21 protein-coding genes and 2 tRNA genes are annotated in these 25,507 nt (G+C 68.5%); 11 read left to right on the top strand and 12 right to left on the bottom strand.

Annotated features, from left to right (window positions below):
* Positions 1–119: 119 nt before the first annotated feature.
* The 4 genes from WDJ58_RS09945 to WDJ58_RS09930 all read right to left on the bottom strand — a co-directional run bounded on the left by WDJ58_RS09945 (position 120) and on the right by WDJ58_RS09930 (position 2,895).
* Positions 120–527: a helix-turn-helix transcriptional regulator gene (locus WDJ58_RS09945; protein WP_338917545.1), complete on the bottom strand. Its 408-nt coding sequence runs from the start codon at positions 525–527 to the stop codon at positions 120–122.
* A 793-nt stretch (positions 528–1,320) separates the two neighbouring features.
* Positions 1,321–1,393 (bottom strand) — tRNA-Thr (locus tag WDJ58_RS09940).
* Between the two features lie 47 nt (positions 1,394–1,440).
* Positions 1,441–2,421, bottom strand: a complete 981-nt coding sequence (locus tag WDJ58_RS09935; protein WP_338917544.1) for a class I SAM-dependent methyltransferase — start codon at positions 2,419–2,421, stop codon at positions 1,441–1,443.
* A gap of 90 nt (positions 2,422–2,511) precedes the next feature.
* The gene (locus WDJ58_RS09930; RefSeq protein WP_338917543.1) at positions 2,512–2,895 is read right to left on the bottom strand and encodes a MaoC family dehydratase; all 384 of its coding nucleotides are present in this window, start codon (positions 2,893–2,895) and stop codon (positions 2,512–2,514) included.
* 138 nt (positions 2,896–3,033) lie between these two features.
* On the opposite strand from WDJ58_RS09930, the gene dph5 reads away from it, so the two are divergent.
* The gene (gene dph5 / locus WDJ58_RS09925; RefSeq protein ID WP_338917542.1) at positions 3,034–3,852 is read left to right on the top strand and encodes a diphthine synthase; all 819 of its coding nucleotides are present in this window, start codon (positions 3,034–3,036) and stop codon (positions 3,850–3,852) included.
* Here the strand turns inward: dph5 and artA are convergent.
* Together artA and WDJ58_RS09915 are read right to left on the bottom strand one after the other, a co-directional pair.
* Positions 3,849–4,871, bottom strand: a complete 1,023-nt coding sequence (gene artA / locus WDJ58_RS09920; protein WP_338917541.1) for an archaeosortase A — start codon at positions 4,869–4,871, stop codon at positions 3,849–3,851. The genes dph5 and artA overlap by 4 nt on opposite strands.
* 77 nt (positions 4,872–4,948) lie before the next feature.
* Positions 4,949–5,911, bottom strand: coding sequence for a succinylglutamate desuccinylase/aspartoacylase family protein (locus WDJ58_RS09915; RefSeq protein WP_338917540.1), 963 nt, complete (start codon positions 5,909–5,911; stop codon positions 4,949–4,951).
* Positions 5,912–6,189: 278 nt separating this feature from the next.
* On the opposite strand from WDJ58_RS09915, the gene WDJ58_RS09910 reads away from it, so the two are divergent.
* Both WDJ58_RS09910 and WDJ58_RS09905 read left to right on the top strand, forming a co-directional pair.
* The gene (locus WDJ58_RS09910; protein WP_338917539.1) at positions 6,190–6,846 is read left to right on the top strand and encodes a DUF7114 family protein; all 657 of its coding nucleotides are present in this window, start codon (positions 6,190–6,192) and stop codon (positions 6,844–6,846) included.
* Positions 6,847–6,980: 134 nt separating this feature from the next.
* On the top strand, positions 6,981–8,606 hold the full coding sequence (locus WDJ58_RS09905) for a LamG domain-containing protein (protein WP_338917538.1): 1,626 nt from the start codon (positions 6,981–6,983) through the stop codon (positions 8,604–8,606).
* Positions 8,607–9,338: 732 nt separating this feature from the next.
* Here the strand turns inward: WDJ58_RS09905 and WDJ58_RS09900 are convergent.
* Positions 9,339–10,886 carry an Ig-like domain-containing protein gene (locus WDJ58_RS09900; protein ID WP_338917537.1) on the bottom strand — a complete coding sequence of 516 codons (1,548 nt, stop codon included), beginning with the start codon at positions 10,884–10,886 and terminating at the stop codon, positions 9,339–9,341.
* Between the two features lie 137 nt (positions 10,887–11,023).
* On the opposite strand from WDJ58_RS09900, the gene WDJ58_RS09895 reads away from it, so the two are divergent.
* The 3 genes from WDJ58_RS09895 to WDJ58_RS09885 all read left to right on the top strand — a co-directional run bounded on the left by WDJ58_RS09895 (position 11,024) and on the right by WDJ58_RS09885 (position 15,109).
* Positions 11,024–12,871, top strand: a complete 1,848-nt coding sequence (locus tag WDJ58_RS09895; RefSeq protein WP_338917536.1) for a type II/IV secretion system ATPase subunit — start codon at positions 11,024–11,026, stop codon at positions 12,869–12,871.
* Positions 12,872–14,941, top strand: a complete 2,070-nt coding sequence (locus tag WDJ58_RS09890; protein ID WP_338917535.1) for a type II secretion system F family protein — start codon at positions 12,872–12,874, stop codon at positions 14,939–14,941.
* Positions 14,942–15,037: 96 nt separating this feature from the next.
* Positions 15,038–15,109, top strand: a tRNA-Thr gene (locus WDJ58_RS09885).
* 139 nt (positions 15,110–15,248) lie between these two features.
* Here the strand turns inward: WDJ58_RS09885 and WDJ58_RS09880 are convergent.
* Positions 15,249–16,361, bottom strand: a complete 1,113-nt coding sequence (locus WDJ58_RS09880) for a NosD domain-containing protein (RefSeq protein WP_338917534.1) — start codon at positions 16,359–16,361, stop codon at positions 15,249–15,251.
* A 606-nt stretch (positions 16,362–16,967) separates the two neighbouring features.
* Here WDJ58_RS09880 and WDJ58_RS09875 point away from each other — a divergent pair.
* On the top strand, positions 16,968–18,248 hold the full coding sequence (locus tag WDJ58_RS09875; RefSeq protein WP_338917533.1) for a PAS domain S-box protein: 1,281 nt from the start codon (positions 16,968–16,970) through the stop codon (positions 18,246–18,248).
* 276 nt (positions 18,249–18,524) lie between these two features.
* Here WDJ58_RS09875 and WDJ58_RS09870 read toward each other — a convergent pair whose 3' ends face one another.
* Positions 18,525–19,856, bottom strand: coding sequence for an OFA family MFS transporter (locus WDJ58_RS09870; RefSeq protein ID WP_338917532.1), 1,332 nt, complete (start codon positions 19,854–19,856; stop codon positions 18,525–18,527).
* The gene (ggt, locus tag WDJ58_RS09865; protein WP_338917531.1) at positions 19,856–21,478 is read right to left on the bottom strand and encodes a gamma-glutamyltransferase; all 1,623 of its coding nucleotides are present in this window, start codon (positions 21,476–21,478) and stop codon (positions 19,856–19,858) included. The genes WDJ58_RS09870 and ggt overlap by 1 nt, the downstream gene beginning before the upstream one ends.
* Positions 21,479–21,905: 427 nt before the next feature.
* Here ggt and WDJ58_RS09860 point away from each other — a divergent pair, with 427 nt between their 5' ends.
* From WDJ58_RS09860 to WDJ58_RS09850, 3 genes are all read left to right on the top strand, one after another.
* Positions 21,906–22,661 (top strand): alpha/beta hydrolase family protein, encoded by a 756-nt coding sequence (locus tag WDJ58_RS09860; protein WP_338917530.1) that lies wholly within the window; start codon positions 21,906–21,908, stop codon positions 22,659–22,661.
* A 44-nt stretch (positions 22,662–22,705) separates the two neighbouring features.
* A complete protein-coding gene (locus tag WDJ58_RS09855; protein ID WP_338917529.1) occupies positions 22,706–22,870 on the top strand; it encodes a hypothetical protein in 165 nt (54 codons plus the stop codon).
* Between the two features lie 80 nt (positions 22,871–22,950).
* Complete coding sequence (locus WDJ58_RS09850; protein ID WP_338917528.1) at positions 22,951–23,433, top strand: cupin domain-containing protein; 483 nt, start codon at positions 22,951–22,953, stop codon at positions 23,431–23,433.
* A gap of 546 nt (positions 23,434–23,979) precedes the next feature.
* Here the strand turns inward: WDJ58_RS09850 and WDJ58_RS09845 are convergent.
* Together WDJ58_RS09845 and WDJ58_RS09840 are read right to left on the bottom strand one after the other, a co-directional pair.
* A complete protein-coding gene (locus WDJ58_RS09845) occupies positions 23,980–24,231 on the bottom strand; it encodes a hypothetical protein (RefSeq protein ID WP_338917527.1) in 252 nt (83 codons plus the stop codon).
* Between the two features lie 142 nt (positions 24,232–24,373).
* Positions 24,374–25,093 carry a CAP domain-containing protein gene (locus WDJ58_RS09840; RefSeq protein ID WP_338917526.1) on the bottom strand — a complete coding sequence of 240 codons (720 nt, stop codon included), beginning with the start codon at positions 25,091–25,093 and terminating at the stop codon, positions 24,374–24,376.
* Positions 25,094–25,175: 82 nt separating this feature from the next.
* Here WDJ58_RS09840 and WDJ58_RS09835 point away from each other — a divergent pair, with 82 nt between their 5' ends.
* Entirely contained in the window at positions 25,176–25,448 is a 273-nt protein-coding gene (locus WDJ58_RS09835) for a hypothetical protein (RefSeq protein WP_338917524.1), read from the top strand.
* Positions 25,449–25,507: the final 59 nt, after the last annotated feature.

The raw sequence follows: 25,507 nt of genomic DNA, 5'->3' as shown, positions 1-25,507 counted from the left end.
ACGCTCGCCCCCGTCCCGACTTGTTACTCCAGTGATTAACAACTGACGGCCGGCACCGGACGCACCTCGCATCTACGGTCGAGATCGAAGGGGAAGTTCCCGACGCCCTTCGTCGCGCCTCAGGTCAGCCTGTCGCTCTCGGACGCCCAGCTACCGGTCGTAGAACCGACTGACGGCCCGTCGGTCGCGTCCGGGGTTTCGGGGGCCGCTTCGGGGAGACTGACGAGCTTCTGGCGGCCGATCCAGATCCGTTCGACGGTGCCGTCCGTCTCGAGGCCGTCGAGGTAGCGGCTCACCGTCGACTTCGACCAGCCGGTCGTCTCGACGAGGTCGGCCTGCCACATCCGCCCGTCGGCGGAGCGTACCAGCTGTGCGAGGAACTCGTCGGGCTGGAGGCCGAATTCGACCCGTACGTCCCGTTTCGAGACCTCCGGCTGGTCGAGCAGATCCGTCCAGGAGGTCGGCGCGTCCGCCCGGGCCGCCGGCTGGTCGTCGGCCCGCTCTCCGGCCCGAACCTCGTTGTCCACCCCGTCGGGACCGTCCTCCGACCGCCTCGTGCACTCCGATCCCGAACTCGTCTGACTCCGGCATTTCCAGCCTGCGTACAGTGATCTGAGCCAGCTCAGCATCGTCCGCTCCCCCGGAATATCGCTGCGTGGGGCACCCTGTCACTACCGGCGATCCGTCCTCGATATGGAGATGTCATTCGGTCCACGGTTGATATCCCAGCAAGTTCGTCGGTCGCCTTGCGAGCTAAGGGTGGGCTGCCCCTTGCCGCCCGAACCCCGTCCGATCTGACTTAAATCCCCGTCGGTTGCAGGCCGAAGAGACGGAGAGGTGACGACCCCCGATAGCTGGTCGATGCCGACCTGTCGGCCGATCTCGACGACGCGCCCACTCGTTCACCGTGAGGAGCGCCCACGTGCCGGTGGGGTGAACAGCATCGGCCGGCGAGACCCGTATCCACGCCCGTGGCGTGGGGCCCGATCGGCCACCTTCGCAGACCGGTTGCGTCGGGGAGTGAGGACCCGTTTCTCGCCGTCCAGGACTCCGGAATGGGGGACTCGCCGGCAAAGAGGTCACCAGTTAGCGATCGACTACCAGTACGAGTAATCCGTCGGAAGTTCAGAATTATCCGCCTGTAGAGTTCTCGAAGTGTGGTGATATTCTAATACCGTCCTGAACACGGGGGTCGTATCGCGTTGGGAGACCTGCTCAGATCGGAATAAGCACATCCCGCACCCCCATGCGAAGTCGTCAATGGGTGAGAAGGGTCTGGAGGTAAGCCCATCCAGTATGGGATGTAAACCGGATTCAGGAAGCCGGTGGAGGGATTTGAACCCCCGGCCTATTCCTTACGAAGGAATCGCTCTGCCAGCTGAGCTACACCGGCGCTACCGGAGTTAGGACGCGTCCGCAGTATAAGGATTCCGGACTCGTTCACGTGCGATAGAGCCTGACGTCCAGACAGACGTTCAGCTCGTGTGGGGCGTACGACCTGACCTCCCGTCGCTCCAGCACCTCCACGTCGTACTCGTCCTCGGCGGCCGCGCGTATCGCCCGCTCGCCCGGTCCGAACGGGTCGGACTCGTGCTGGATGTCGTAGTAGTGGAGGGTGCAGTCGTCGCCGGCCAGCGCCACCGCCGCGTCGAGGAACTCGTCGGCCGAGTGGGGGAGGTTCATCACCAGCCGGTCGGCCCAGTCGTCGTACCCCTCTACACCGCGTACGTCCCCCGCGATGGCCGTCACGCGGTCGGCGACGCCGTTCCGCTCGGCGTTCTCCCGGAGGTAGCCGACGGCGACCTCGTTCAGATCGACGCCCACACACTCGGCTCCACGTTTCGCGGCGGGGATCACGAACGGGCCCACCCCGGCGAACATGTCGAAGAAGCGCTCGTCGGGCTCGACCTGCTCGACCACGCGGTGTCGTTCGGTGGCGAGTCGCGGCGAGAAGTACACCTCGGCGATGTCGAGCGCGAACGCACAGCCGTACTCGCGGTGGACGGTCTCGGTGTCCTCGCCGTGGAGCACGTCCCACCGTCGGATCCGGAGTTCGCCCTCGATCGGGGAAGCGCGGTTCACGACCGTCTTCGCGGGGATAGCCGACTCGGCGATGGCGCGGGCGGCCTCGCGTGCCCGTTCGGGGTCGTCCTCGTCGAGGACGACGATGTCGCCGAGCCGTTCGTAGCTGGGCTCCCAGCCCAGGATATCGGCGGGGAGGGTCTGTCTGTCCCGCTCGGGCGCGTCGTGGGTGACGACGTCGAACTCCGCGGGGACGGCCGTCGGCTCGGAGACCGGGATGTAGAGCCGGTCGCCCTCGACGGTGATGTCGTGGGCGTCGTCCAGCAGGTCGAGGTCGGCGAGGGCCTGCCGAGTCGCCTCGCCCTCCTCGCGGGGGACGCGCACGCACGGGACGCTCATCGACGGGAGTGCGCGGCGGGAGGGCCTAAGGCTGGCGTTCCGAGCCGTGGACGGGGCGAACCGGACGTGCGGGTCCCGGTGCTCGCCGGCTCACTCCTTCCAGACGACACCCTCGACGCGCGCGGTGGCGACGGTCTCGCGGTCCTCGTCGGCGAGGACGACGTCGTTCCCGAGGGTGTACCGATCCTCGCGCTCCTCGACGGAGTCGACCGTCCAGGTGCAGGTGATGCGCTCGCCCGTCCGGACGGGCCGGCGGAACTCGAACTCCATCGTCCGCGCGAGCACCTCCAGGTCGCCGCCGATGTCGGTCAGTAGCGATCCCGTGAGGAGGCCGTGGACCACGAGCCGCCCGTCCTCGTCGGGTTCGGTGTGGATGGGCTGTGTGTCGTTGGTCACGTCGGCGAACCGCCGGACGTCCTCGGTCGTGAACGTCCGGGCGGTGGTGAACGTCTCGCCGACCGCCGGGGGATCCATGCCCCGAGGCTCGCCCGCCGCGACCAAAACCCCACCGTCGACCCGCCCCCCGAACTGTCCCCGGCCCGGCGCGACGGTAGCCAGGCGACCGGCGGACGGGACCGACAGCCCCTATACCGTCCCGGGGGTACGCGGCCCATGCTCACCTTCGTCGGCCTCGGCCTCTACGACGAGCGTTCGGTCACCGTCGAGGGCCGCGAAGCCATCCGGAGAGCGGACCGCGTGTTCGCCGAGTTCTACACCTCGCGGCTGATCGGCACGACCCACGAGGACCTCGAAGCCTTTCATGAAACCGAGATCGAGGTCCGCGACCGCGCTGGCGTCGAGGAGGACCCGGAACCGATACTCGATGCCGCAGCGGACGGTGAGGCCGTCTTCTGCACCGCGGGCGATACGATGATCTCGACCACCCACGTCGACCTGCGTCTGCGGGCCCACGAGCGGGGTATCGAAACCCGCGTGATCCACGGGACGACCGCGGCGGCCGCCGCGGCCTCGCTCACCGGGCTCCAGAACTACCGGTTCGGGAAGGCGACGACGCTCCCGTTCCCCTACGGGTCGATGCAGGTGCCGAGAAGCGTCACGGATACGATCGAGGCGAACCGCGAGCGCGGGCTCCACACCCTCGTCTTCCTCGACATCAAGGCCGAGCGCGACGCGGACCGGTTCATGACCGCCGACGTCGCCGCGGGACTGCTCGCGGAGGCGTACGCGGACGAAGACGAGGGCGGGGACGGAGACGATGACCGCCTCGCGGTGGCAGTCTGCCGCGCGGGGAGCCCCGAGCCGCTCGTCGCCGCCGACCGGCTCTCGGCGCTCGCCGACCGCGAGTTCGGCGACCCGCTCCACCTGCTCGTGGTCCCCGGCGAGCTACACCACGTCGAACGCGAGGCGCTGGCGGCACTCGCGGGCGCGCCGAAGGCGCTCCTGCCGGCGGAGGACGAGGCTGACCGTTAGCCCTCCTCGGAGACCTCGACTCCCTCGCCGTCGGCACGGACCGGACTCACCGCGAGCGCCGACCGGAGGTCGTACTCCGTCCCCGTGAACACGAACAGCAGGTCCTCGACGACCGTGAGCACCTCCGGGAGTTCGCGGACGACCAGGTAGGTGATGGCCACCAGCGCCAGGACCGAGCCGGTCTGGGCGAGTATCTTGTCGGCGACGTAGTAGGACACCAGCGCAGGGTCCTGCGCGAGCGAGAACCCGAAGACGGAGGCGACGAGTTCGGGGAACACCTGCATCCGCATCTCGCCGAACGAGACGCCGATGAAGACGTTGCGGACGAGGTTGAGCGCGTAGATGATCGGCAGGGAGATCGCGAGCGCGCGGAGCTTCCGTTCCAGGGGTGCCCGGACCGCCGCGACCAGCCCCGCGAAGATCGCCATGCTCCCGATGCCGGTACAGGCGATGAGGATGGTGTAGGAGATCCGCTGGCCGTTCGTCTCGTAGAGGAACGTGTTCCGATAGCCCGGGTAGGTCTGCGCGCAGGTGGGCTGGCCGTTCGTCGCGGCGACCTCCCTGCAGATCCGCGATCCCTCGATCACCTCGGGCGAGGAGCCGACGGTGTAGATGAGGAACTCGGTCTGTCTCGTCACCGTCTCGACGAGCCAGCGCCGGAGCGGGTCGATCATCTCGAACGGCATGAAGACGACGCCCATCACCGCGACGGCCCGCGAGAGGGTCAGAAGCGAGTCCCGGCCGTTCCAGAGCAGGAAGCCCACGTAGGCCGAGACCGGGACGGCGACGGCGCTCCCCACGCCCTCGATGGCCGACTTCTGGTCGAACGCGAAGTGGGGAGCCTGGACGAGCCAGAAGACGGCGAACAGCATCCAGGCGCCCACGCTCACCCGGCGGGCCAGCGACCGCGACCGGAGGTCGGCCGCCGCACCGGCGACGAACGCGGCGACGACGGCCCACGCCAGCGGCTCGGCGACGGTGTCGTGGACGGACAGCGACCACTCGACGAGACCCGGCATCTACGCCACGTTGGTCCATAGCGTCTATATGTCTTGTCGTGTGTCGGTAGCGGTGTCCTCCCGCCGCCCCGCTCCCGCTACCCGTCGAGCGGGAGCGCCACCCGGACGAGCGAGTCCCCGGCGTTCACCGTCGACTCACGGGTGACCGTGTAGAGCAGGCCGGCGCGATCGGTCTCCACACGCTGGAGGACCTCGTAGCTCGTCGGATCGTACAGCGTGCCCACGTGCTCGCCCGCCTCGACCTCCTGGCCGATCTCGACACCCGGTTCGACGCGGAACAGTCCCGAGTCCTCGGCCGTGACCCGACCGAGGTGATTCCGGTAGAGCGGCGGGGTCCCGCCCTGGGGGGAGTCGGGGAGCATCCCGAGCTCCCGGAGGACGTTCATGACGCCCGAAACGCCCGTCTCGACGGCCGACTCGACGATCTCCTTGTTGTGGGCGAGTTCGGGCGTGATGGAGGGGATCCCCTCCTCGGAGGCCGCGACCCGGAGCTTGCCGCCGAAGTCGCGGGCGTGCCACTCCTCGTCGGCCTCCTCGTCGGCGAGTTCGGCGAGCAGGAGATCGGTGCCGAACGCCTCGGCCAGATCCCGGGAGTCGGCGTCGTCCTCCCGGAAGACGACGTGGGTGAGCGAGTCCCTACTTGCGGTGTGGAGGTCGACGATGGCGTCGGCTTCGCCGGCCAGCGACCACAGCCGGGCGGCCATCCGCTCGTGGAGGGTCCCCGACTCGTCACCCGGCCAGACGCGGTTCATGTTCGGGTTGACGCTGTCGATCGGCTCGGTCGTCGTGTACGCCACCTGATCGAACGTCAGCGGGTCGGCCACGGGGACGGCGACAAGCGTCCCCGAGACGTCAGTCGGGTCGAGCCGCTCGTGGAGCCGTCGGAGGGTCGCCGTCCCGTTGATCTCGCGCCCGTGCTGGGCCGCCTGGACGTAGAGCGTCGGGCCGTCGCCGTCCCCGTAGGTGTGGACCCTCGTCTGGATCGGGACACCCGAGGGCAACCGGACGAGTGTGATGCGTTCGGCGGTGTGTCCGGACATGGGCCGACGGTCGAAGGGACGGGGTATAATCGACGGGGGTTGGCGATCCCGGTGGCATCGGGATCGGGACCCGCGACGGGAACCGATCGGCGGAGCGGGACGGCCTCACGCGCGGAGAGTCACGCTCCGATCACCCGAGAGGACGACGGACGGGGCGAGAGCCGTCGACTCGGGTACCCGGTGGAGGCCGTGTCCGGTCCAATCCCTCCCGCTGACGGAGGCCTCGTCTGTGGGTAGTTTCCAAAGGTCTTTGGCCCTAACTGCCCTAGAGTCTCGCGATGGAGGAAGCCGCCGCGGTCCGGGGGGCTGCCGAGGAGGCGGTACGTGACGTCGTCCCCGACGACCTGAGGGGGGAGATGGTCTCGCTCCTCGAGAGCGGGTCGACCGTCCCCGGCTCCCTGACGCTCGTCGTCGCGGACCTGTTCGGCGACGTCGATCCGAGTGGGATCGACGGGCTGACCGAACGGGCCGTCGGCGTCCAGCTCATCTACGTCGGACTCCGGCTCACGCGGCGGCTCGCCAACGAGGACCCCTGGAGCGGGGCCGACGGGGCGGCCGACGTCCCGGCCGACATGGAGATACTCGCGGCGAACGTGCTCGTCTCCCGCGGGTTCTACCTGCTCGCCCGGACGGAGGCGGCGGCCGCCGCCGTCGGGGTCGTCCGGTCGTTCGGTCGCGACCAGACCGAGCGCCGCGAGCGCGAGGATCCCACGCTCGACCGGGAGCTCGAACGGGACGTCGTCGAACTCGCCGTCCTCGCCGGGGCGACCGCCGTCGGTGCCGACGCGCCGGAGACCGGGGCGTTCGCCGCCGACCTCGTCGGCGACCGGGCGGGGTTCCCCCCCGCCGCCGAGCTGCTGACCGACGACGTGGTCGACCGGCTGACCGAACTCGGGGGCAACGAGGTCGGCGGGACGGCACCGCGAAGCGGCTAACCGAAGCGCTCGGACACCGTTCGGTGGGACGACGGAGAGGGGAGACGGTAGCCCCGGCAAGCGCCGACGACCGCTCGTATCGGGGTCTGAAGCGGACTGTAGCTTTTTCCCCGGTGGGCGGCCAGCACGGCTAGATGCAGTGTCGGGGTAACCGTGGTCAGTCGGAGGTCCTCGGTAGTATCCTCCTCGTGGCGATAGTCGTGCTCTTCCTGGCGCTCCTCGGGGCGGCCGTCCTCGCCCCGATAGCGTCGAGCGATGCCGGCCCGGTCGTCGACGTGGGGGTGTCGGTCACGCCGGGGGCGGTGAACCTGGACCACGACGGCGGCGACACGGTGGCGGCCGACGACGTGGTCGTCGTGATCGACGGCCCGGAGGGGTCCTCTCGGACCGACCTCGCGGCCGGGCTCGCCGGCCCGACGTTCGAGCCCGGCGACACGGCGGTTCTGGGCGGCCAGTCGTTCAACCCCGGCGACGAGGTCCGGGTCCGGGTGATCCACGTCCGGTCGAACCAGCTCCTCTACGACGGCCGCAAGTTCGCCAGGTTCCCGGCGGCGGCGGCGGCCACGCGCCTCGTCTGGTCGAGTTCGACCGACTGGGACGAGGGCCAGTCGACCCGGGTCGTCCACGACGACGTGGGCGACCGCCTACCGACCCGTCTCCGGCTGGGCTACGAGGCGAGCGGGCCGTCGGTGCCGGGACTCGTGAGCTACTACCCGCTCGACGGTACCGGCGGCGTCACGGTGGAGGATGCGACCGGGCTCAACGACGGGACGCTCAAGGACGACTCGCTGGCCGACCACGACGCGTACGACCGCGGCGCGCCCGGCGTCTTCGGTGGGACCTCCATCCACTTCGAGCCACAGAAGACGGACATCTCCTTCGAGAAGGGCGCGTACGTCGACCTCGGATCGCGGACGGCCTCGCACATCGCCGACGGGTCGTTCACCTGGTCGGCATGGGTGCGGACCGACCGCGAGGGCGGCGGGAAGGAGGCGATCGTCTCGGCGAACCACGCCGACCGATCGAACAATATCCTCTGGTTCCTCTGCAAACCGGGGTGTTACGCCGGCGACGACGACGACCAGGACGCGCGGCTCGCCGTCCACGACGGGAGCTTCCACCGCGACGACGACGGTGAGGACGACGAGGACGACGGTGAGGACGGCGAGGAATCCAGCGACGGTGTGGTCAACGACGGCGACTGGCACCACATCGCGATCACGCTCGACGACTCGACCGGTCGGGTCACCTACTACGTCGACGGCACCGAGGTCCACTCGTTCACGACGGGCCACCGTATCGGGTCCGACGACGTCATGAGCCTCGCCCAGGACTCGGACAACGCGGACTACGGCTTCGGGACCGGCACCTCTGACTTCCTCGAGGGGCACCTCGACGAGGTGCAGATCTACGACCGCGTGCTCACCCCCGACGAGATCGAGCAGTTAGATCAGCAGAGCGGGACCCACGTCACGGGGGTCAAGCACTTCGCCGACCCGGCGAGTGGCGACTCGCTCCGGCTCAACGGCGTCGACGCCGGCGTCTCGGGCGGCTCGGTGACGGTGTACGTCGTTGCCAATCCCGACAGCCCCGACGAGGTCCAGAGCGATCCGATCGCGCTGAACTCGGCCGACAGCACGTACGCGGTCGAGTTCCCGAACGACGTCTCGGCCACCGCGTTCCGACTCCGTATCGAACTGGATACGGGTACGGTCGCGGGGTCGCCGACGGTCGATCGGATCGACCTCGAAACGGTCTGAAGACCGGACCGCTCGAACCTCGAACCGGCGAGCAGCCTCTCCTCCGGACCGATCCCACCGAACAGCGAGCAGAGGGGGGAGCGACGACTCGCGTCGACGGCATGAGGCCAGGGCGATGGATCACACCCGACGCGGGGGTTCGAGCGACGGCGATCCGGGTCCCCCCGTCGAACCGAACGGCAAACCGGCTCGGCGGCGAACGTCTCACTTCGGAACTGGAGCGGAGGTACATCGACTCGCCACCGGGTCCACGATCCCGTCGTCGATGGTGATGGTGGGAGGGTGACGGTAGTTCCAGCCCCGGGCGCGCCGGCAAGAGGGCGATCGACGTGTGTCACAGCGCGAGCGGGAACTGGACGAGAGCGCTGGGAAGGTGGAAACGACGGTGTGCGCCGCGAGCGCGTGTTCGGTTCGATCGACCGTGAGGGTAGCTCTTCGAGACGCGCTCGGACGAGACGGGCCGCGTGTCTGAGTGGTCGGATGCCCTCGCGTCAGGACCGCCGGCCGAGGGTCCGGGGACGGAGACCGATACGGTGTGGCGTTGTCGCTCCCGACCCATCGGACGAGCGCTCGATCGGACTGCCGTGGCCGCACCGATCCGGGGGGCAGACGGTGTTCCGGAAGAACGCATTTCCGGCGTTTTAGACCGCCAGCAGGCGAGAGTAGGCGTCGTCGGAGGTGAGCGGGGTCGGGCGGCCGGGGAGAGAGAAAGGGCGCGGGTGGGACGGCGGATCAGGAGTTAGGTTGCCCCGACGTTACGACGCTCTCCGCGTCGATCGCGCCGTCGCCGTCCTGGACGACGACTCCGATGTGGTACTCGTTGAGCCGGTTGTCGCCGTTCGTCTCCGTGTCGTCGGTGTCGAGCCGTACGGTCACGACCTCCGAACCACCGTTGACGTTCTCAGAACGGCCGCTGATGGACGTCCCGTCCGGATCGTCGACGTTCGGATCGGTGAGCCTGACTTCGACGCTGGCGAGGTTGTCGTCCAGATCGGTCGCCCGCACGGTCACGTCGAACACGTTTCGGTTGCTGTTGATCTTCTCGATGTCGATCACCTCCACGGTCGGCGCGCGGTTGATGCTCTCGACTCCGCCGGTGACGGTCACGTCGAAGACCACCTTCGTCGCGGCACTGCTCCCGACGCAGTCGTCACACTGGGCCTCGACGGTGGCATCGCCGGTCGCGCCGTTGGAGTACTCCACCGTGGCCCAGCCCCGATCGTCGGTCGCGACGACGGACTGTGAGAACGTCCCGGAGGAGTCATCGCTGAAGCTGACCGGTTCGCCCGCGACGGGGTTACCGAACGTATCGAGCACCTGTACGGAGAGCGTGACCGGGGCGTCGGTCGTCGTAACCTTCGTGTCCGCGCGCGAGACGACGTAGGCGGGATCGGTCGACCCGACGACCGTGTCGTCGGATCGCTCGCGCACCTCCACCTTCGAGAGCTGGAGCGTGTAGGTCTTCGACCCGTCGAGCACGACGGTCGCCACGCCCCCCGAGACGCTCACGGACTGGACGTTCTGGTTCGGATCGGACCCGATCTGTCCGGCGAGCAGGGCGTTCCAGGTCGTACCGTCAAGGTCGGTCGGGATCTGGAGGCGGATCGGCTCGGTGTCGCCGTCCGCGTCCGTCGTGCCCGTGATCCTGACGGTGCGGGCGGAGGTACTCACCGGGGTCGTCGAGAGGGTGACGAGCTCGTTCGCCGCGTACATCTCCCCCCGGACCGCGACCAGCGAGAGGCGGGTCCCCCTGACGATCGACTGGTCGGAGACCCGTATCGGGGTGCCGCGGACGGGCTGGCGGTAGACGAGCGAACCGGTCGCCGTGACCGGGCCGGCCTCGAACCGGTTGTACGCCGGGCGGAACCGGAGTCGCTGTGTGGGGAACGATCGGGCCGAGCCGTCCCAGTAGTCGGCCTCGTCGGGGTCGACCGCCCGGGCGTTCAGGACGCTCGCCGAGGCGGCGCTCGTGAGCTCGACCGACCCGATCGGGTCGGGTGGGTTGAGCGTGACCGCCCGAGCCGGATACCGGACCCCGGTTCGTATCATCGCGCTCCCCTCGGTCCCCTGCCCGGCCGTGCGGACGATCTGCGTGTTCACCTCCGCCACGTCGGTGATGGCGCTGCGATAGGCGTCGAACTCCGCCCGCTCGTTCTGCTGTGGCACGACCGTCACCTGGAAGGCGGAGATGGCGGCGACGAGGATGGCGAACACGAGGATCGCGCCGAGCACCTCCGAGGACCCCCGCTCGCCGCTAGCTCCCCATAGACCTGCCTGCATGCGGTGGAGTACTCCACCGAAGGGATATACCCCTAGTCGGATGCACAGAAGCTGAGTCGGCCACTATCGGGCGGTTCAATATCTGGATCGGAGTCAACGTTTATCCACGCATCGGCGTAACCCGTCGAGAAGAAACGATGGGGAGTGAATCAGACGACGGGCCACTTGAGTACCCGTCAGATCCGGCGGCCGGTGGCGGGATGACGGAGACGATCGCCGACGCCATCGCCGGGGTCACGGGCACCCTCCGGAGGCGATCGAGCGGATCCGCCACCGGATCCGATCGTCCGGGCGGTGGTGACGGGGCGGATCCGTCGATCTCGGACCTCTACGAGCTCTCGATCGACGACGAGCTCGTCGACCACCCGACGCGGCGGGCGGTCCTCGCCGACGCCAAGGAGTCGATCGCCGAGTCGAACCTGCGCGAGTTCGCGGGGATCCCCGCCGAGGAGTCCGTCGAGGCGGGGCTGTTCGACTTCTCCTACCTCGGGGAGTACGACGAGATCGATCGCTACTGGGTGAACGAGCCGTTCGCGTACGTCTCGATCCTCGACGAGGCGGAGACCGACGACCGCCGGTACCGGATCACCGAGCCGATACTCGACGAGTACGAGGAGTACGTCCTCGACGAGCTGACGAAGGTCCTCCGGAACAACCTGATGTACCACGACGTCGGCGACGACGAGGACCGGACCCGGACGTTCACCCGGCGGGCGGGCGAGCTCGTCGCGGCACACACCGCCGCCATCGAGCCGCTCTCGGTCCACAAGATCCTCTACTACCTCCAGCGGGACTTCCTCGACTACGAGCGCATCGACCCGATCATGCGCGACGGCAACGTCGAGGACATCTCCTGTGACGGGGTGGACGTCCCGGTGTTCGTCTACCACGACGAGCACCGCGACCTGGACACCAACGTCTCGTTCGGGAGCCGCGAGCTCTCCTCGTTCGTCACGCGGATGGCCCAGCGCTCGGGCAAGCACCTCTCGGTGGCGAACCCGATGGTCGACGGCTCGCTCCCCGACGGCTCTCGCGTGCAGCTGACGTTCGGCGGCGAGATCGCCACACGGGGGCCGAACTTCACCATCCGGCAGTTCTCCTCGGTGCCGGACACGCCGATCGACCTGATCAACTGGGAGACGTTCTCCGTCGAGGAGATGGCCTACCTCTGGCTCGCCATCGAGAACAACCGCTCGCTGCTGTTCGCCGGCGGGACCGGCGCGGGCAAGACGACGAGCCTCAACGCCGTCTCCTTCTTCATCCCGAAGAAGTCCAAGGTCGTCTCCATCGAGGACACGCGCGAGATATCCCTGCCCCACCAGAACTGGGTGCAGTCGGTCACCCGGGAGTCGACGACCTCCGGGGGTCGCGGCGAGGTGACGATGTACCAGCAGCTCCAGGCCGCGCTCCGCCAGCGACCGGAGTACATCCTCGTCGGCGAGATCAGAACGGAGTCACGGGTCGCGCTGACGTTCTTCCAGGCGATGGCGACCGGCCACGCCGCCTACTCGACGTTCCACTCCGAGTCGGTCAAGGGCGTCATCAACCGGATCGAGAACGAGCCGCTCAACGTCCCCACCCAGATGCTGAAGGAGCTCGACATCATCTCCATCCAGCGGCAGGTGATGCTCGGCGACCAGCGCGTCAGACGCAACGACAGTATCACCGAGCTGCTCGCGCGGGGGGACGACGACGACATCTCGGTCAACGAGGTGTTCGACTGGGACCCGAAGACCGACTCGTACAACGAGACGTTCCAGTCGGACGTGCTCGATGACATCGCGGACGATCGGGGGTGGAGCACCAAGCGACTCAACCGCGAGTTCGACCGCCGTCAGGAGGTGCTGGAGTACCTGCTGGACAACGACGTGACGTGGTACGAGGACGTCGCCCGGACCATCCACACGTTCATCGCCGACCAGGACCGCGTGCTCGAGGCGATTCGGGCGGACGACCTCGACCCATCCGATCTGGAGGTCGAGTAGGTGAGCAACGAGTCAGGAAGCCGGTTCGGTGGCTCGGGCCCCGACGGCGACGACCGGGTTCCGGTCCCGGAGTACGAGTCAGAGCAGTACTTCCCGCGGGAGTGGGACGTCACCCGGGCTCGGAAGCGGGTCCTCCGCGAGAAGTTCGGCTACATCCGGGCGTACTTCAAGTCACACTCCGACGAGTACGTCGGGCTCCAGCGCCGGCTCAACCAGGGCCGGTTCGGCACCACCTACGACCTCTACCTGACCCGGACGGTCACGTACGCCGCGCTCGCGGGGCTGTTCGGCCTCCTCTTCGGGCTGCTCCTGACGTGGGTGCTGTCGACGTTCGGCGTCTTCGAGGCGCTCGCTCCGGAGTCGCCCGTCCCGATGTCGTCGGGGATCGCGGGGTTCCTCTCGGAGAACCGGGCCCCCATCGCCGGCGCGGTCATCGCGTCGGTGACCTCGGTGTTCGCGGTCGTGGCGGCCTGGGCGGCACGGTACTACCACCCCAGCTACGTGGTCGACAGCCGCCGGCGCAACATCGACCTCATGCTCCCCCACGCCATCGTCTACGGGTACGCGCTCTCGTTCGGCGGGATGGAGTTCGTCGAGGTGGCCCGCCGGATGGCCGACGCCGAGGACACCTACGGCGAGGTCGCCAACGAGTTCGACATGGTCGTCCGGGACATCGACCTGTTCGGCAACGACGTGTTCACCGCGCTCCGGAACGCGCGGAACCTCACCCCCAGCGACAACATGGAGCAGTTCCTCGACGACCTGCTCTCCGTGCTCGACTCCGGGGGTGACGTCACGAACTTCCTCCGGGACGAGTCCGACAAGTACATGGATCGGGCGATGTCCGAACAGGAGTCGTTCCTCGAGACGCTCGCGACGCTCTCGGAGCTGTTCATCGTCGGGTTCGTCGCCGCGCCGCTGTTCCTGGTCGTGACGCTCATCATGATGTCGTTCCTCGGCGCACAGACCGTCGTCCCGCTGCTGGCGGTCGTCTACGCCGTCGTCCCTCTCGGGATGGCCGGCTTCCTCGTCGTCATCGCGACGCTCTCCGAGCCGTACCGCGAGCCGGGCCACGACCTCGACGTCACCGAACTCGCCGGCGGGGAGGCCAGCGACGTCGTGCGCGCTCACCCCCACTTCGAGACCTTCCAGCGCATCCGCCGCCGGAGCGAGATCAGCGAATTCTTCTCCGACCCGGTGGCGGTGTTCCGGCGCGAGCCGCTCTACACCCTGGGGCTGACGGTCCCGGGCGCACTCGCGCTCGCCGGTCTCGTGATCGTCGCGGGGCTCGCCACCCCGACGCCCGACGCGATCGTCGCGGATCCGTTCCGGACGACGTCGCTCCTGTTCGTCCTGCCGTTCCTCGTCGTCACGCTCCCGCTGACGGCGTTTCACGAGTACGAGCAGGGCCGCAAGCGGACGGTGACCCGTCGGCTCCCCGACGCGCTCGACATCCTCGCCAGCGCCAACCAGATGGGCATCCAGCTCACCGAGGGGCTCGGACTGGTCGCGCGGAACCTCTCGGGGTCGTTCGCCGAGGAGCTCCGGATGGTCCGCAACGACATCGAGTGGAACAACGACATCCGGCGGGCGCTGCTCTCGCTCGCCGGCCGGCTGGAGGTGCCACAGCTCACTCGGACCTGCAAGATCGTCGCCGAGGGCTCCCGATCGACGGGTGACCTCCACCGGGTGCTCGGCACCGCCGCCGAGGACACCCGCCACCGCTACCGGCTCGAACGCGACCGCAGACAGAAGCTCAACTCCTACACCGCCATCGTCGTCATGGGGTTCCTCGTCTACCTCGCCGTCATCGTCATCATCGACAAGTCGTTCCTCGGTCCCGTCGTCACCCAGGCCGCCGCGGCGGGCGAGGGAACCTCGAACAACCCCGTCCAGCTGAGCAGGTCCTCGATCGACCTCTACCACACCGTCTTCTTCCACTCGGCGCTGGTCCAGTCGGTCGGGACGGGACTCATCACCGGGAAGCTGGCCAACGACAGCGTGCTCAGCGGCCTGAAGTACAGCATCGCGCTCGCGGTCTTCGCGCTCCTCGTGTTCGCGTTCGTCTGAGACGGGTCGCGTCCGGCGCTCCCCCGCTTCCACGGGGCCGGACCGCGGTCCAATCCGAAACGACTAAAGACGAATCGCGGCTACCAACTACTGCCTGCCTGGGTAGCTTAGCGGTAAAGCGCGTCCTTGGTAAGGACGAGAGCCCGGGTTCAAATCCCGGCCTAGGCTTCCTGCGTCAGTATCGTCCGGAGGCGTATACCCCCGGGATTCCCCGGTGACGTCCGGGATACGCTTTCCTCGCCTCTTCTCGCCGAAGACCGATACGCTCTCCACCTCCGTCCCGGTCGGTCGTTCGCTCTCCCACCGGCTAGCCGTCATCTCGGTCGACGCTGACGTTGACCCGGACCGGGTCGTCCGGAGCACTGCTGCCGCGGCTCCAGGAGGCGGCTCCGCTCCAGCTCCCGTCGTTGGTCTGCACCCATACGGAGGTTCCCAGATCCGCGGGAACACCGACCTCGCCGGCGTATCCACCGTTGTTCTCCCAGTAACCGCTCGTCCGGGAACCGGAGAGTCTGATGTCGGTATCGCAGTCCTCGAACCGGTTCTGGAAGACGGCGTTGGGCGTGTCAGTGTTCCTGAGGTGGAAGCCCGCGTCCGAGTTCCTCACGAGGTTCCGCGCGAAGATATTGTGGCTCGGCGGACCGCTCGGCTCGTAGAATTCGTAGTTCTGTATCGTGAGGCCGGACTTGCCGACCTCCGAGTAGTTCCGTACGACGAGGTTCTTCTCGCCCTCCTTGGTGACCGACAACCCGTTGAACGGGTTGTCTGGTCCTTCGACGTGGTTACCGTACAGCACGCACCTGTGGGTGTTCCCCTCCGCGACGACCCCATGTCCGCCCAGTTGCCGGCCGCGCCCCTCCCAGAGTATCTCGTTCCCTACAGCCGCGAACTTCTCGAGACGCCCCACGGGGCCTTCCCGCTCGTTCGCGAAGAACCCGATACCCTGAGACGCCCCGTAGTTTCGGAGCATGTTCCCCTCGAAGAGCACGTGTCGACCCTCCCCTTCGTCGTCCGACCCCCAGACGATCCCGTGACCGTCGTCCCTCGGTTCTCGCTCGTTTCGCAGCACGTTACCCCCGACGTAGATGTCCTCCTGGAGCGTTCCAGCCCCCCTCGTTCTGAACGATACGAAATTGCCCGAGGCTTCCCGCAGCACGTTGTTGGTTATCCTGATGTTCGCACAGTCTCCCTCGAACATCGACATACCGAAGTAGTGGCTGTTGCGCCGTCCGTTCCAGTCGATCCCGTCGATCCAGACGTTCTCCACGCCGTCGCCTTCGAACGTCCGGGTTCTGGTACCCGCCACACTGATCGTACCGCCGTCGCCCTGGATCTTTAGATTCGATGGCAGGTCGATCCGGGAGGACACCGTCACGTCCTCGTCGATCAGCAGCACGCCACGGGCCGGCGTGCCGTCCACCGCCGCCTGTAAACCCCCGTAATCGGACAACGAAGTCACGCCCCCGGTGAAGTACGAGTAGTCGTCCGAGACACCCTCTTCGCTACTATCGCTCCCCCCGGACGATGGCGTGGGCGTCGACGTCGGCGCGGATAGATTCGTGACGGCACTACCCAGTGCCGCGGTGATCCCGGCCCCGGCGATGCCGAGCCCGGCCGCCTTCAGGAGCCGGCGGCGGCTGATGGCCCGGTCCCGCGCTCCGTCCGGGTGTCCGTCGTTACCGATGGTACCACCTCATAGCAGCCTCGTGGGTCGACGTACGGCGGGAACGTACACGCCGGTGGCGAGCCCACTGATCTCGCGTATCCCCATCCCACTCACCGTATGGTCAGGGACGCACGAAACAACTAGTTTGTGGTAGCGGTCCGTCGTGAGACACCATACGGGGACGGCCACGGTCCGGTAAGCGAAGCGAGGGGTCACGCCCGGTATCGAACCCGGTCGACCGTACAGCGGCCCGGGGCGTGCCGGAGGTCGAGGCAGGAGCGTGGTACCCACCACGGATCGACTCCGGGATTCGTTTCGGGAGGTAACCGATTTATATCCGGGGGGCATCTTGACGTAGCAATGACCGATATCCGCGTGCTCCACGTCGACGACGACAAGGAGTTCGTGGACCTCGCAGCACTATTACTCGAACGGGAGTCGGGGTCGCTCTCGGTGACCGTCGAGACGAGCGTGGCGGCGGGGCTCGAACACATCGAGTCCTCGCCGGTCGACTGCGTCGTCAGCGACTACGACATGCCGGGGACCGACGGACTGGAGTTCCTCCGCGCGGTCCGCGAGCGCGAGTCCGACCTCCCGTTCGTGCTCTTCACGGGGAAGGGGAGCGAGGAGATCGCCAGCGCGGCGATCTCGGCCGGCGTCAACGACTACCTCCAGAAGGTGACCGGGACGGATCAGTTCAAGGTCCTCGCCAATCGCATCGAGAACCTGGTGAGCCAGGCGCGTGCCGAGGCGACCCTGGAGCGGAAGATCCACCAGCAGGAGGCCATCGCCACCCTCGCCCAGCGGGCGCTCGAGGGCGTCCCGATCTCGGAGCTGTTCACCCAGGCGGTCGAAACCACCGTCGAGCAGCTCGGGACCGACTACGCGAACGTGCTCGAACACCGTCCGGCGTACGGTGACCTCCTCCTGGTCGCGGGTGCCGGCTGGGACGAGGAACTCGTCGGGGAGGCGATGGTCCCCGACGGCACGAGTTCACAGGCGGGGCACGCGCTCGTCGACGGGTCGGCCGTCGTCGCCGACCTGACCGAGGAGGAGCGCTTCGAGGGGGCGAAACTGCTGACCGAGGCGGGCGTCCGGGGGGGACTCAGCGTGACGATCGGGCGGGACGAGGAGCCGTGGGGGGTGTTCGGTACCCACACCGTCGAGGAGCGGTCGTTCACCGACGACGAGGTGACGTTCGTCCGGACGGTCGCGAACCTGCTCGGGACGGCCATCGATCGCTCCGAGACCGAGCGACGGCTCCGCGAGAGCGAGGAGAAGTTCAGGCAGATCGCCGAACTCAGCCCCGACACCATATTCCGGGCGGACCCGGGGGGGTTCTTCGAGTACGTCTCGCCGGCCGCGGAGGAGTTCCTCGGCTACGATCCCGACGAGATGGTCGGGACGCACTTCGCCGAGTACGTGTCCGATGCCGACCTCGAACGGGCGAGCAGGCGGTACGGGGCCGCCCTCGACGGTGAGCCCGTTCTCGGACTCGAGGTGAGGCTAGTCACGAGCGACGGCTCCACGGTCGACAGCGAGGTCAACGTCACCCCCATCATGGAGGGCGACGAGGTGGCTGCCGTCCAGGGGTTCGTCCGCGACGTCGCCCCCCGAGAGCCGGACGGGAGCGAGGGGTGAGCACGATCCGTCCTCATCGCCCTCGTCGGACGCCGACCTCGCGGCAGCACCTCGTTTCGCCCCTCCCGCCGGTCGTAGCAGGAGACCGCTCGCGGCGCGTCCTCCTCGCGTCGAACGGATCGGCCATCCCGACATCCCACGGCTCCCGGTCCGGAACCGCACGTCCCACTCGTGTCATTTAATCAAAACGACGGCACACTCCCACCGGTGGCCTCCGGCGAGACGGGCGGGCTCGACTGACGGGTGGCGGACCCGAGACGGCCGGGGATTCGGGACTCAGTCCTGCCCGACCGGCGTGCCCGTCGTGGAGGAGGTGGACTCGCGCGCCGGCGGCCGCAGGAGGACGGCCGCCAGCCCGGCACAGAGGGCCAGCGCCCCGCCGATACGGAACGTGGTCGACCAGCCGACGACGGTGACGGCCCACCCGGCCACCGCCCCCCCGAAGACGCCGCCCCACATCTTCCCGGAGTAGAGCAGCGCGTAGTTGGCCGAGGATCGCGCCTCGCCGTAGTAGTCGGCGACGATACTGGGGAACAGGGTGTACTGCGGGCTCCAGAAGAACGTCGCCACCACCACCGAGAGGAGGAACGCGAGGGTCGTCCCGGCGCGAGCGAACTCGACGACGGCGAACAGCCCGAGCCCGCAGAGCGAGAAGGTGACGGCCATCGCGACCCGGCGGTTCACCCGGTCGGAGAGCTCGCCCAGGAGCAGCCGGCCGGCCCCGCCCGCGATCGGCAGTAGCGTCGCCGACAGCGTCGCCGTGACGGCGTCCAGTTCCATCGCCTGGGCGAACGAGACGATCTTCGCGGTGAGCATCAGCCCCGCGCCGCTCACCCCGATGAACATCGCGTACATCAGCCAGAACTGCCAGGTCCGGAGCATCGCCCCGGAGGTGTAGTCGGCGTCGCTCCCCGTCGTCTCGTCGTCCTCGAGCGCCCGGTACCAGGATTCGGGGGGGTCTCGGAGGACGAACCCGGCGACGAGGATGGCGATGGCGATGATCACCCCCATGGCGCGGAGGACGTCGCCGTACGCCTCGACCGTGGCGTTCGCGCGCACGAAGGGGACGAACAGCGCCGCGCCGCCCGCGAACGCCATCGTCCCGAGTCCCGTCGTCAGCCCGCGCCTGTCGGGGAACCACTTGATCGCCGTGTTCACCGCGACGGTGTAGACGATCCCCACCCCGATCGCGCCGACCGAGTAGAGGACGTACAGCTGCCAGATGCTGGTCGCGTAGGCGAGCAGGTAGTACGCCCCGCCGGCGAGGACGGCGGCGACGAGCGTCACCGCGCGGGGTCCGTGCTCGTCGCGCCACCACCCGACGGGGAACTGGGAGCCGGCCTGGAAGATCACGAACAGCGTAAAGACGAAGCCCAGCTGGGGGAGCGGGATCCCGAGGTCGTTCGCCAGCGGCCCCTCGATGGACGACCAGACGTACTGGTAGGGGCTGATGACGGCCATCGCGAGGACGGCCGCGACGATGAGCCACCAGCGGGAGAACCCGAGGTGGTCCTTCGCGCGGGCGGCGTAGTCGACCGGCTCGCCGCCGTCCGGGCGAACCGCGGTCGCGCGCTCGACAGCCTCCTCCGGGGGGTCGTCCCCACCCATCAGTACGCGCCGACCTGGCCGTCCTTTCGTGGTTCGGCGGCCCCCGACAGCGTGCCGTCCTCGTTGCGGACGAACTCGGCCCCGCCGAACTGCCCCGAGTGGAGCACCGAGACGTCGTGGCCCATCCGGTCGAGCGGGGCACCGACGTCGGCGGCGAGTCGGCCCTCGAGTGCGAGCGAGCCGTCCTCGCGGGAGCGCCACCGCGGGGCGTCGAGCGCCGCCTGGATCGACATGTCGTGATCGACGACGTTCGAGAGCGTCTGGACGTGGCCCTGGGGCTGCATGTACCCGCCCATGACGCCGAAGGCGGCCCAGTCGTCCTCGTCGAACTTCGCGACGGCCGGGATCAGGGTGTGGAACGGCCGCTTGCCCGGTTCGATCCGGTTCGGGTGGTCGGGATCGAGCGAGAACGACGCCCCACGATTCTGGAGCGCGATACCCGTCTCGCCGGCGACGAGTCCGGAGCCGAAGCCGGCGTACCGGGAGTTGATGTACGAGACGACGTTACCCTCGTCGTCGGCCACGCAGAGCAGGACGGTGTCGGCGTCCTCGGCGGGGGCGTTCGGGACGCCGATGTCGGCCTCGGTCGGGGCGTCCGTGTCGATCGCCGCCGCGCGCTCGCGGGCGTACGCCTTCGACCCGAGCGGGGGGACCTCCTCGTACTCGGGGTCGGTGATGTAGTGGTGGCCGTCGGTGAAGGCGAGCTTCATCGCCTCGGCGAACGCGTGGACGCTCTCGACCGACCCCTGCGGGTGGTCGCCGGCACCGATCTCCTCGGCGATGTTCAGGGCCTCGAGCGCGATCAGCCCCTGGTTGTTCGGCGGGAGTTCGAACACCTCGACGCCGTTGTACGTGGTCGAGACGGGATCGAGGAACTCGGGTTCGAACGCCGCCAGATCGTCGACGGTCATGAACCCGCCCTTCGACTGGACCTCGTCGGCGATGGCCTCGGCGACCTCGCCCTCGTAGACGACGTCGGCACCCTCCTCGGCGATGCGCTCCATCGTCCGCCCGAGCCGGGGGAGCGACACCGTCTCCCCGACGTTCGGGGGACGGCCCGCGGGCAGGAACGCCTCGCGGGCGTGGTCGTCGGTGAACAGCTCCTCGCCGTGCTGCCACTGCGCCGAGACGACCTCGGTGACCGGGTACCCCCCGATGGCGTAGTCGATGGCCGGTCCGAGTACGTCGGTGAGAGTGAGCCGACCGAGTTCCTGCACTGTAGTCTCCCACCCGCGAGCGGTCCCGGGGACGGTGACGGTGTGCGGGCCGCGCATCGGCATCTCGACCGAGGAGGCGTCACCGCCATCCTCGGCGGCGAGCGCGTCGGTGACCCGCTCGCGGGTCGCCCCCTCGGGCGCGCCGCCGCAGGAGCGCATCGCCCCCACCTCTCCGTCGGCGGTCCGGTAGAGCGCGAACACGTCGCCGCCGATCCCGGTCGAGGTCGGCTCGACGACGTTCAGCGTCGCGGCGGTGGCGACCGCCGCGTCGAAGGCGTTCCCACCCTCGCGGAGCGTCCGGATGCCGGCCTCGGCCGCGAGCGGCTGGCTCGTCGCCACTACCCCGTCGCGTCCGTACACCGTCGACCGACGCGAGGAGAACTGATCGAGGTTCGTCCGTGCCATGTCCACCCTCTGCGGGTGAGGGACCTTAATGCACCCCCCAGACAGATCCGGTCCAGGGCGGTCGACGCCGAACGCCTCCGGCTTCGCTCCACCCACGGCGAGCGCGGGCGGACGTGAACGGGCGATCGTGACGAGCGGGCGGCGCCGCCCCGGGGACGCTCCGGTACGTCCCGCCATCGTTCCGGGACGACGGCGTTGAAACGATACAGATAGCCGACACGTAACGGCAATCGATGCCGGAAAACCCGCCGTCCTCGCCGAGTCGTATGCAATATACTTATAGTCGGGCCGACTGGTGTTTGGCAACGTGTCACTCGGTACGCCGACTCGCGGGATGCCCATCTCCCGCGAACTGATGGAGAACCTGCGGGGCCTCCGCGCCGCGCGCCGACGTGGCGGCTGCTCCGTAGGGTGCAGGATGGATCGAATGGACGACTCACGGCTCCCCTGGAAAAGTGAGGGAGGGTACGGTGGGTGGGGCGGCCACATGTACCACGGGACCGACGCCGGGACCGAGCACACGCCCGTGGTGTTCGTCCACGGGAACCAGCGGGACGCCTGTGACTGGGAGGGCCACGCGGAGTTCTTCCTGAAGCGGAGCTATCGGGGGGACGCCCTCTGGGCGATCACGTTCGACGACGGGAGCCCGAGCCACCCGTCGATGGCCGACCAGCTCGACGACTTCGTGGGGCACGTCCGCGAGGTGACGGGGAGAGAGCGGGTGGCGGTGGTCGCCCACAGCCTCGGCGTGACGGGCACCCGCTACTGGCTCTACGAACACGACCGCTACGACTGGGTGGAGGCGTTCGTCGGGCTCGCCGGCGCGAACCACGGGACGGTGCTCTCCTCGTGGGCCGCCGACGCCGGCCTCACCCGGGGGACCTACCGGATGAGCCCGTTCCTCAGGGCGGACTACGTGGACGACGCGGACCACCCCCTCTCGCGGCTCAACGAGGACGAGACCCCCGGGGAGATCGACTACTACACCGTCCGCGGGACCGAGGACCCGCTGTTCTGGCGGTGTGCGGACAGCCCGGCGCTGGAGGGTGCCGAGGAGAACGTCGTCCTCCCCGTCGATCACGACGGGGTCCGGGCCGACCGGCGCTCGAAGGAACTCGTCTTCGAGTGGCTCTCGGGACACCACCCCTACGACCTGCGATACCACGTCGGCCTCCTGGACTGAGAACGAGCGGCGGGTTCTTGTGTAGCCGCGTTCGAACCACGGGTATGTCCGCAGAAGTGACGGTCGCCCTCGTCGGAGTAACGATCGCTATGATGGCGCTGCTCACGTACGCGGCGTTCCGGTACGTTCCGATGACCCTCACGGGGGAGGAGGAGGTCGATGAGCCGACCGAGAGCCGGGAGCTCCGCGAGGAGGAGTTCGCCGGCTGACCCGCGCGTCGACGACGGGCGGGGAACGAGGGGCCGCCACCCTCCCGGGGTTTATATTCGAGCCGTCGGACCGTGCTCGCATGGAGAAGGTCGCCATCGAGGACGTCGACGTACAGAGGAACCCGCTCGACGTCCACAGCGTCCGCAAGCCCGTCTCGAGCGTGCTCGGAACGACCGACTTCGCGATGAACTACTTCGAGCTCGAACCCGGCGAGTCGTTCTCCGGCGGGCTCCACACCCACCACGACCAGGAGGAGGTGTTCTACCTGGAGTCCGGTGAGGCCACGTTCGAGGTCGGCCGCGAGCGCGAGGAGATCCTGGTGGGAGAGCGCGAACTGATCCGGTTCGCGCCCGGCGAGTACCAGACCGGCTACAACTCCGGCGACGAGCGCGCCGTCGGGTGGGCGCTCGGCGCGCCCGACTCCAGGCACGACTGGGAGGACCTCGAATCCATCGTCGACTGCCGGGAGTGCGGCGAGGAGACCGGACACGCGACGACGCTGACCGACGAGGGTCGGTTCGAGCTCACCTGTAACGACTGCGGGACGTCGTTCACGCTCTGATAGGGATTATCGGTGTTACTCATAGCTTCCCTAGCCGAGATCACGCGACCGGAGTACGGTGGCGGATCGAATCCCCCGGCAGGCTACGATAATCCCTACGAGCCCAACCCGACAGCAGGGCGAGAGGTACGGAAAAGTACAAACCGGGGGGCTGCACGGTAACTCGTATGCCAAGGTGTCTGAACTGTGAATCGTTTGTCACCGAAAATTATGTACGAGTGTTCGCGCCGACGGGGATGGAGTCGGTCCGGGTCTGTCCGCAGTGCGAGGACAAGCTCCGCGACGGGGCCGAGATCAGGAAGGCGCGCTCGACCCGCGGGAACAGCTAGCTGACGTCCGCTCGCCGGTCGTTCGTCTCTCGATCCCCGATCCCCTCTCGCCCTCCCGAGCCGCCGTCATCGAACCGCCAGCCGCCGTACCGGAGCGGGCGGCGTCGAGTCGGGCGCGCCGAAGCGGCGACCGGGAGTGATCCTCGCACAGGAGACGGCCCGTCGGGTTGGGGCCTCCACCCGACGACCCCGTAGTTCCCCGATCGCGCGGTTCCCGTCACTCCTCGGCGGGGACGGCGGCCCCGTCGGTCGTCTCCAGGAGCCGTCGCCCCCGATCGGTGACGGTGTATATCCGCTCGTTGGTGACCGGCCGGAGGAGGTCGTGTTCGACGAGCAGGGCCACCCGGCGCTCGGCGTACTCGAGGTGGACGTTGAGCCGGCTCGCCATCAGCGGGACGTAGTCCGGCGGGTTCGCCTCGAAGTAGCGGAGTATCCGCTCGTCCGCCGTCCGGAGCCAGTCAGGCCGCATCGCCACTCACGGCAGGTATTGCGACACGGTAGCATATAACAGTGTTGGTCGTCCGGTCGTCCCCGGCCGCCCGAGGCGGGTCGTCCGAGGGGTTTCCCCACAAGGGGTTGCCAGTCGCTCCGCGAGGGCGGGACCGGCGGTATCAGCAGAGGTCGACCGTCACGTAGAGCTCGCCCTCCTCGGTGACCACAGTCCCGACGCCGGCGACAGTAGCCTCCCGGAGGAGGAGCTTGCGTCGCTCCTCCTCGCTGGTGAACCAGGAGTCGACGACGGCCCGCGCGGCCACCGTCTCGTTCTCGATGCTCCGCGTCCGGCCGTCGCGGGAGGTGTAGTTCGTCCCGAGCGTCTTCCGGTCGATCGTCTCGAGGGCCTCGCCGTCGCGGATCCCCGTGTAGGAGTTATCGGGGACGCGACACCGGGTGTCGAGGTCGAACGCCCGGTACCGTTCCATGGTCGTCAGCCCGCCGGCGTCGTGCGTGACGTTCCCCTCCCGACTCATGGTCAGGCTGTGGTTCCGGGCCATCTCGTTGACGACCTCGTCGCTCCTGAGCGACTCCATGTCGCGGTCCGCCCGCTGGACGTTGATCGCCGTCCGGACGCCCTCCGCTATCGCCGTCTCGTCGAAGTCCGAAGCCGATACCGCAGGGGTTGGAGTGGGGGTAGGAGTGGGCGTCCCATCGTCACCGCCGCCGTCCCCTCCGGGGGTCCCCGCCGCGGGGTTCGGAGTCGGGGTCGAATCCGGTTGGGGGGTCGCCTCGCTCGGAGTGCCGTCGTCGTTCAGCTGGAGCCCGACGAGACCACCCACCGTCATCGCCGTCAGCACGATGACCGCGAGGATACCCAGCGCGACCTTGTTGACCATCGGGAACGAGTTCCCGAGGATCGGTGATTAAGCTACGGTCGATAACCGACAGTGAAAAACACGCCCGACGCCGAACTCGTCCATGCCCGACCCCGAGGGACCGGAGGAGCGCGAGTGGGCCGATCCCGAGCCCGTCCCGGCGGTCGAGCGGCGGACGCGGTTCCGGGTCGCCGGTGGACTCGTCGGGCTCGCGGTCGGCCTGCTGGTCTTCCGTGGGACGCTCCTCGCGGTCCTCCCCCGGCTCTGGCCGCCCGGCGGTCCCCGCTGGTTTACCCTGGTGCTCGTGATGGCGCTATCGCTCACCCTCCCGCTGATGGTCGGTGCCGCGCTCGGCGAGGCGCTCGCCCGGCGCTAGTCGTCGTCGGCCGCCGCGGACAGTTCGTCCGCCGACCGCACGGCGGAGAGCCCCTCGCC

The sequence above is a fragment of the Salinirubellus litoreus genome, from assembly GCF_037335815.1.
Classification (GTDB): Archaea; Halobacteriota; Halobacteria; order Halobacteriales; family Haloarculaceae; genus Salinirubellus; species Salinirubellus litoreus.
This window is presented reverse-complemented; position numbering and strand designations above follow the sequence as displayed.

Bases quoted from the DNA above. Each gene is read 5' to 3' on its own strand.
- WDJ58_RS09900 (WP_338917537.1), bottom strand. From the start codon at position 10,886: ATGCAGGCAGGTCTATGGGGAGCTAGCGGCGAGCGGGGGTCCTCGGAG.
- ggt (WP_338917531.1), bottom strand. From the start codon at position 21,478: ATGGCACGGACGAACCTCGATCAGTTCTCCTCGCGTCGGTCGACGGTG.
- WDJ58_RS09915 (WP_338917540.1), bottom strand. From the start codon at position 5,911: ATGTCCGGACACACCGCCGAACGCATCACACTCGTCCGGTTGCCCTCG.
- artA (WP_338917541.1), bottom strand. From the start codon at position 4,871: ATGCCGGGTCTCGTCGAGTGGTCGCTGTCCGTCCACGACACCGTCGCC.
- WDJ58_RS09895 (WP_338917536.1), top strand. From the start codon at position 11,024: ATGGGGAGTGAATCAGACGACGGGCCACTTGAGTACCCGTCAGATCCG.
- WDJ58_RS09855 (WP_338917529.1), top strand. From the start codon at position 22,706: ATGTCCGCAGAAGTGACGGTCGCCCTCGTCGGAGTAACGATCGCTATG.
- WDJ58_RS09860 (WP_338917530.1), top strand. From the start codon at position 21,906: ATGGACGACTCACGGCTCCCCTGGAAAAGTGAGGGAGGGTACGGTGGG.
- WDJ58_RS09905 (WP_338917538.1), top strand. From the start codon at position 6,981: ATGCAGTGTCGGGGTAACCGTGGTCAGTCGGAGGTCCTCGGTAGTATC.
- WDJ58_RS09835 (WP_338917524.1), top strand. From the start codon at position 25,176: ATGCCCGACCCCGAGGGACCGGAGGAGCGCGAGTGGGCCGATCCCGAG.
- WDJ58_RS09930 (WP_338917543.1), bottom strand. From the start codon at position 2,895: ATGGATCCCCCGGCGGTCGGCGAGACGTTCACCACCGCCCGGACGTTC.
- WDJ58_RS09870 (WP_338917532.1), bottom strand. From the start codon at position 19,856: ATGGGTGGGGACGACCCCCCGGAGGAGGCTGTCGAGCGCGCGACCGCG.
- WDJ58_RS09875 (WP_338917533.1), top strand. From the start codon at position 16,968: ATGACCGATATCCGCGTGCTCCACGTCGACGACGACAAGGAGTTCGTG.
- WDJ58_RS09850 (WP_338917528.1), top strand. From the start codon at position 22,951: ATGGAGAAGGTCGCCATCGAGGACGTCGACGTACAGAGGAACCCGCTC.
- dph5 (WP_338917542.1), top strand. From the start codon at position 3,034: ATGCTCACCTTCGTCGGCCTCGGCCTCTACGACGAGCGTTCGGTCACC.
- WDJ58_RS09935 (WP_338917544.1), bottom strand. From the start codon at position 2,421: ATGAGCGTCCCGTGCGTGCGCGTCCCCCGCGAGGAGGGCGAGGCGACT.
- WDJ58_RS09910 (WP_338917539.1), top strand. From the start codon at position 6,190: ATGGAGGAAGCCGCCGCGGTCCGGGGGGCTGCCGAGGAGGCGGTACGT.
- WDJ58_RS09840 (WP_338917526.1), bottom strand. From the start codon at position 25,093: ATGGTCAACAAGGTCGCGCTGGGTATCCTCGCGGTCATCGTGCTGACG.
- WDJ58_RS09845 (WP_338917527.1), bottom strand. From the start codon at position 24,231: ATGCGGCCTGACTGGCTCCGGACGGCGGACGAGCGGATACTCCGCTAC.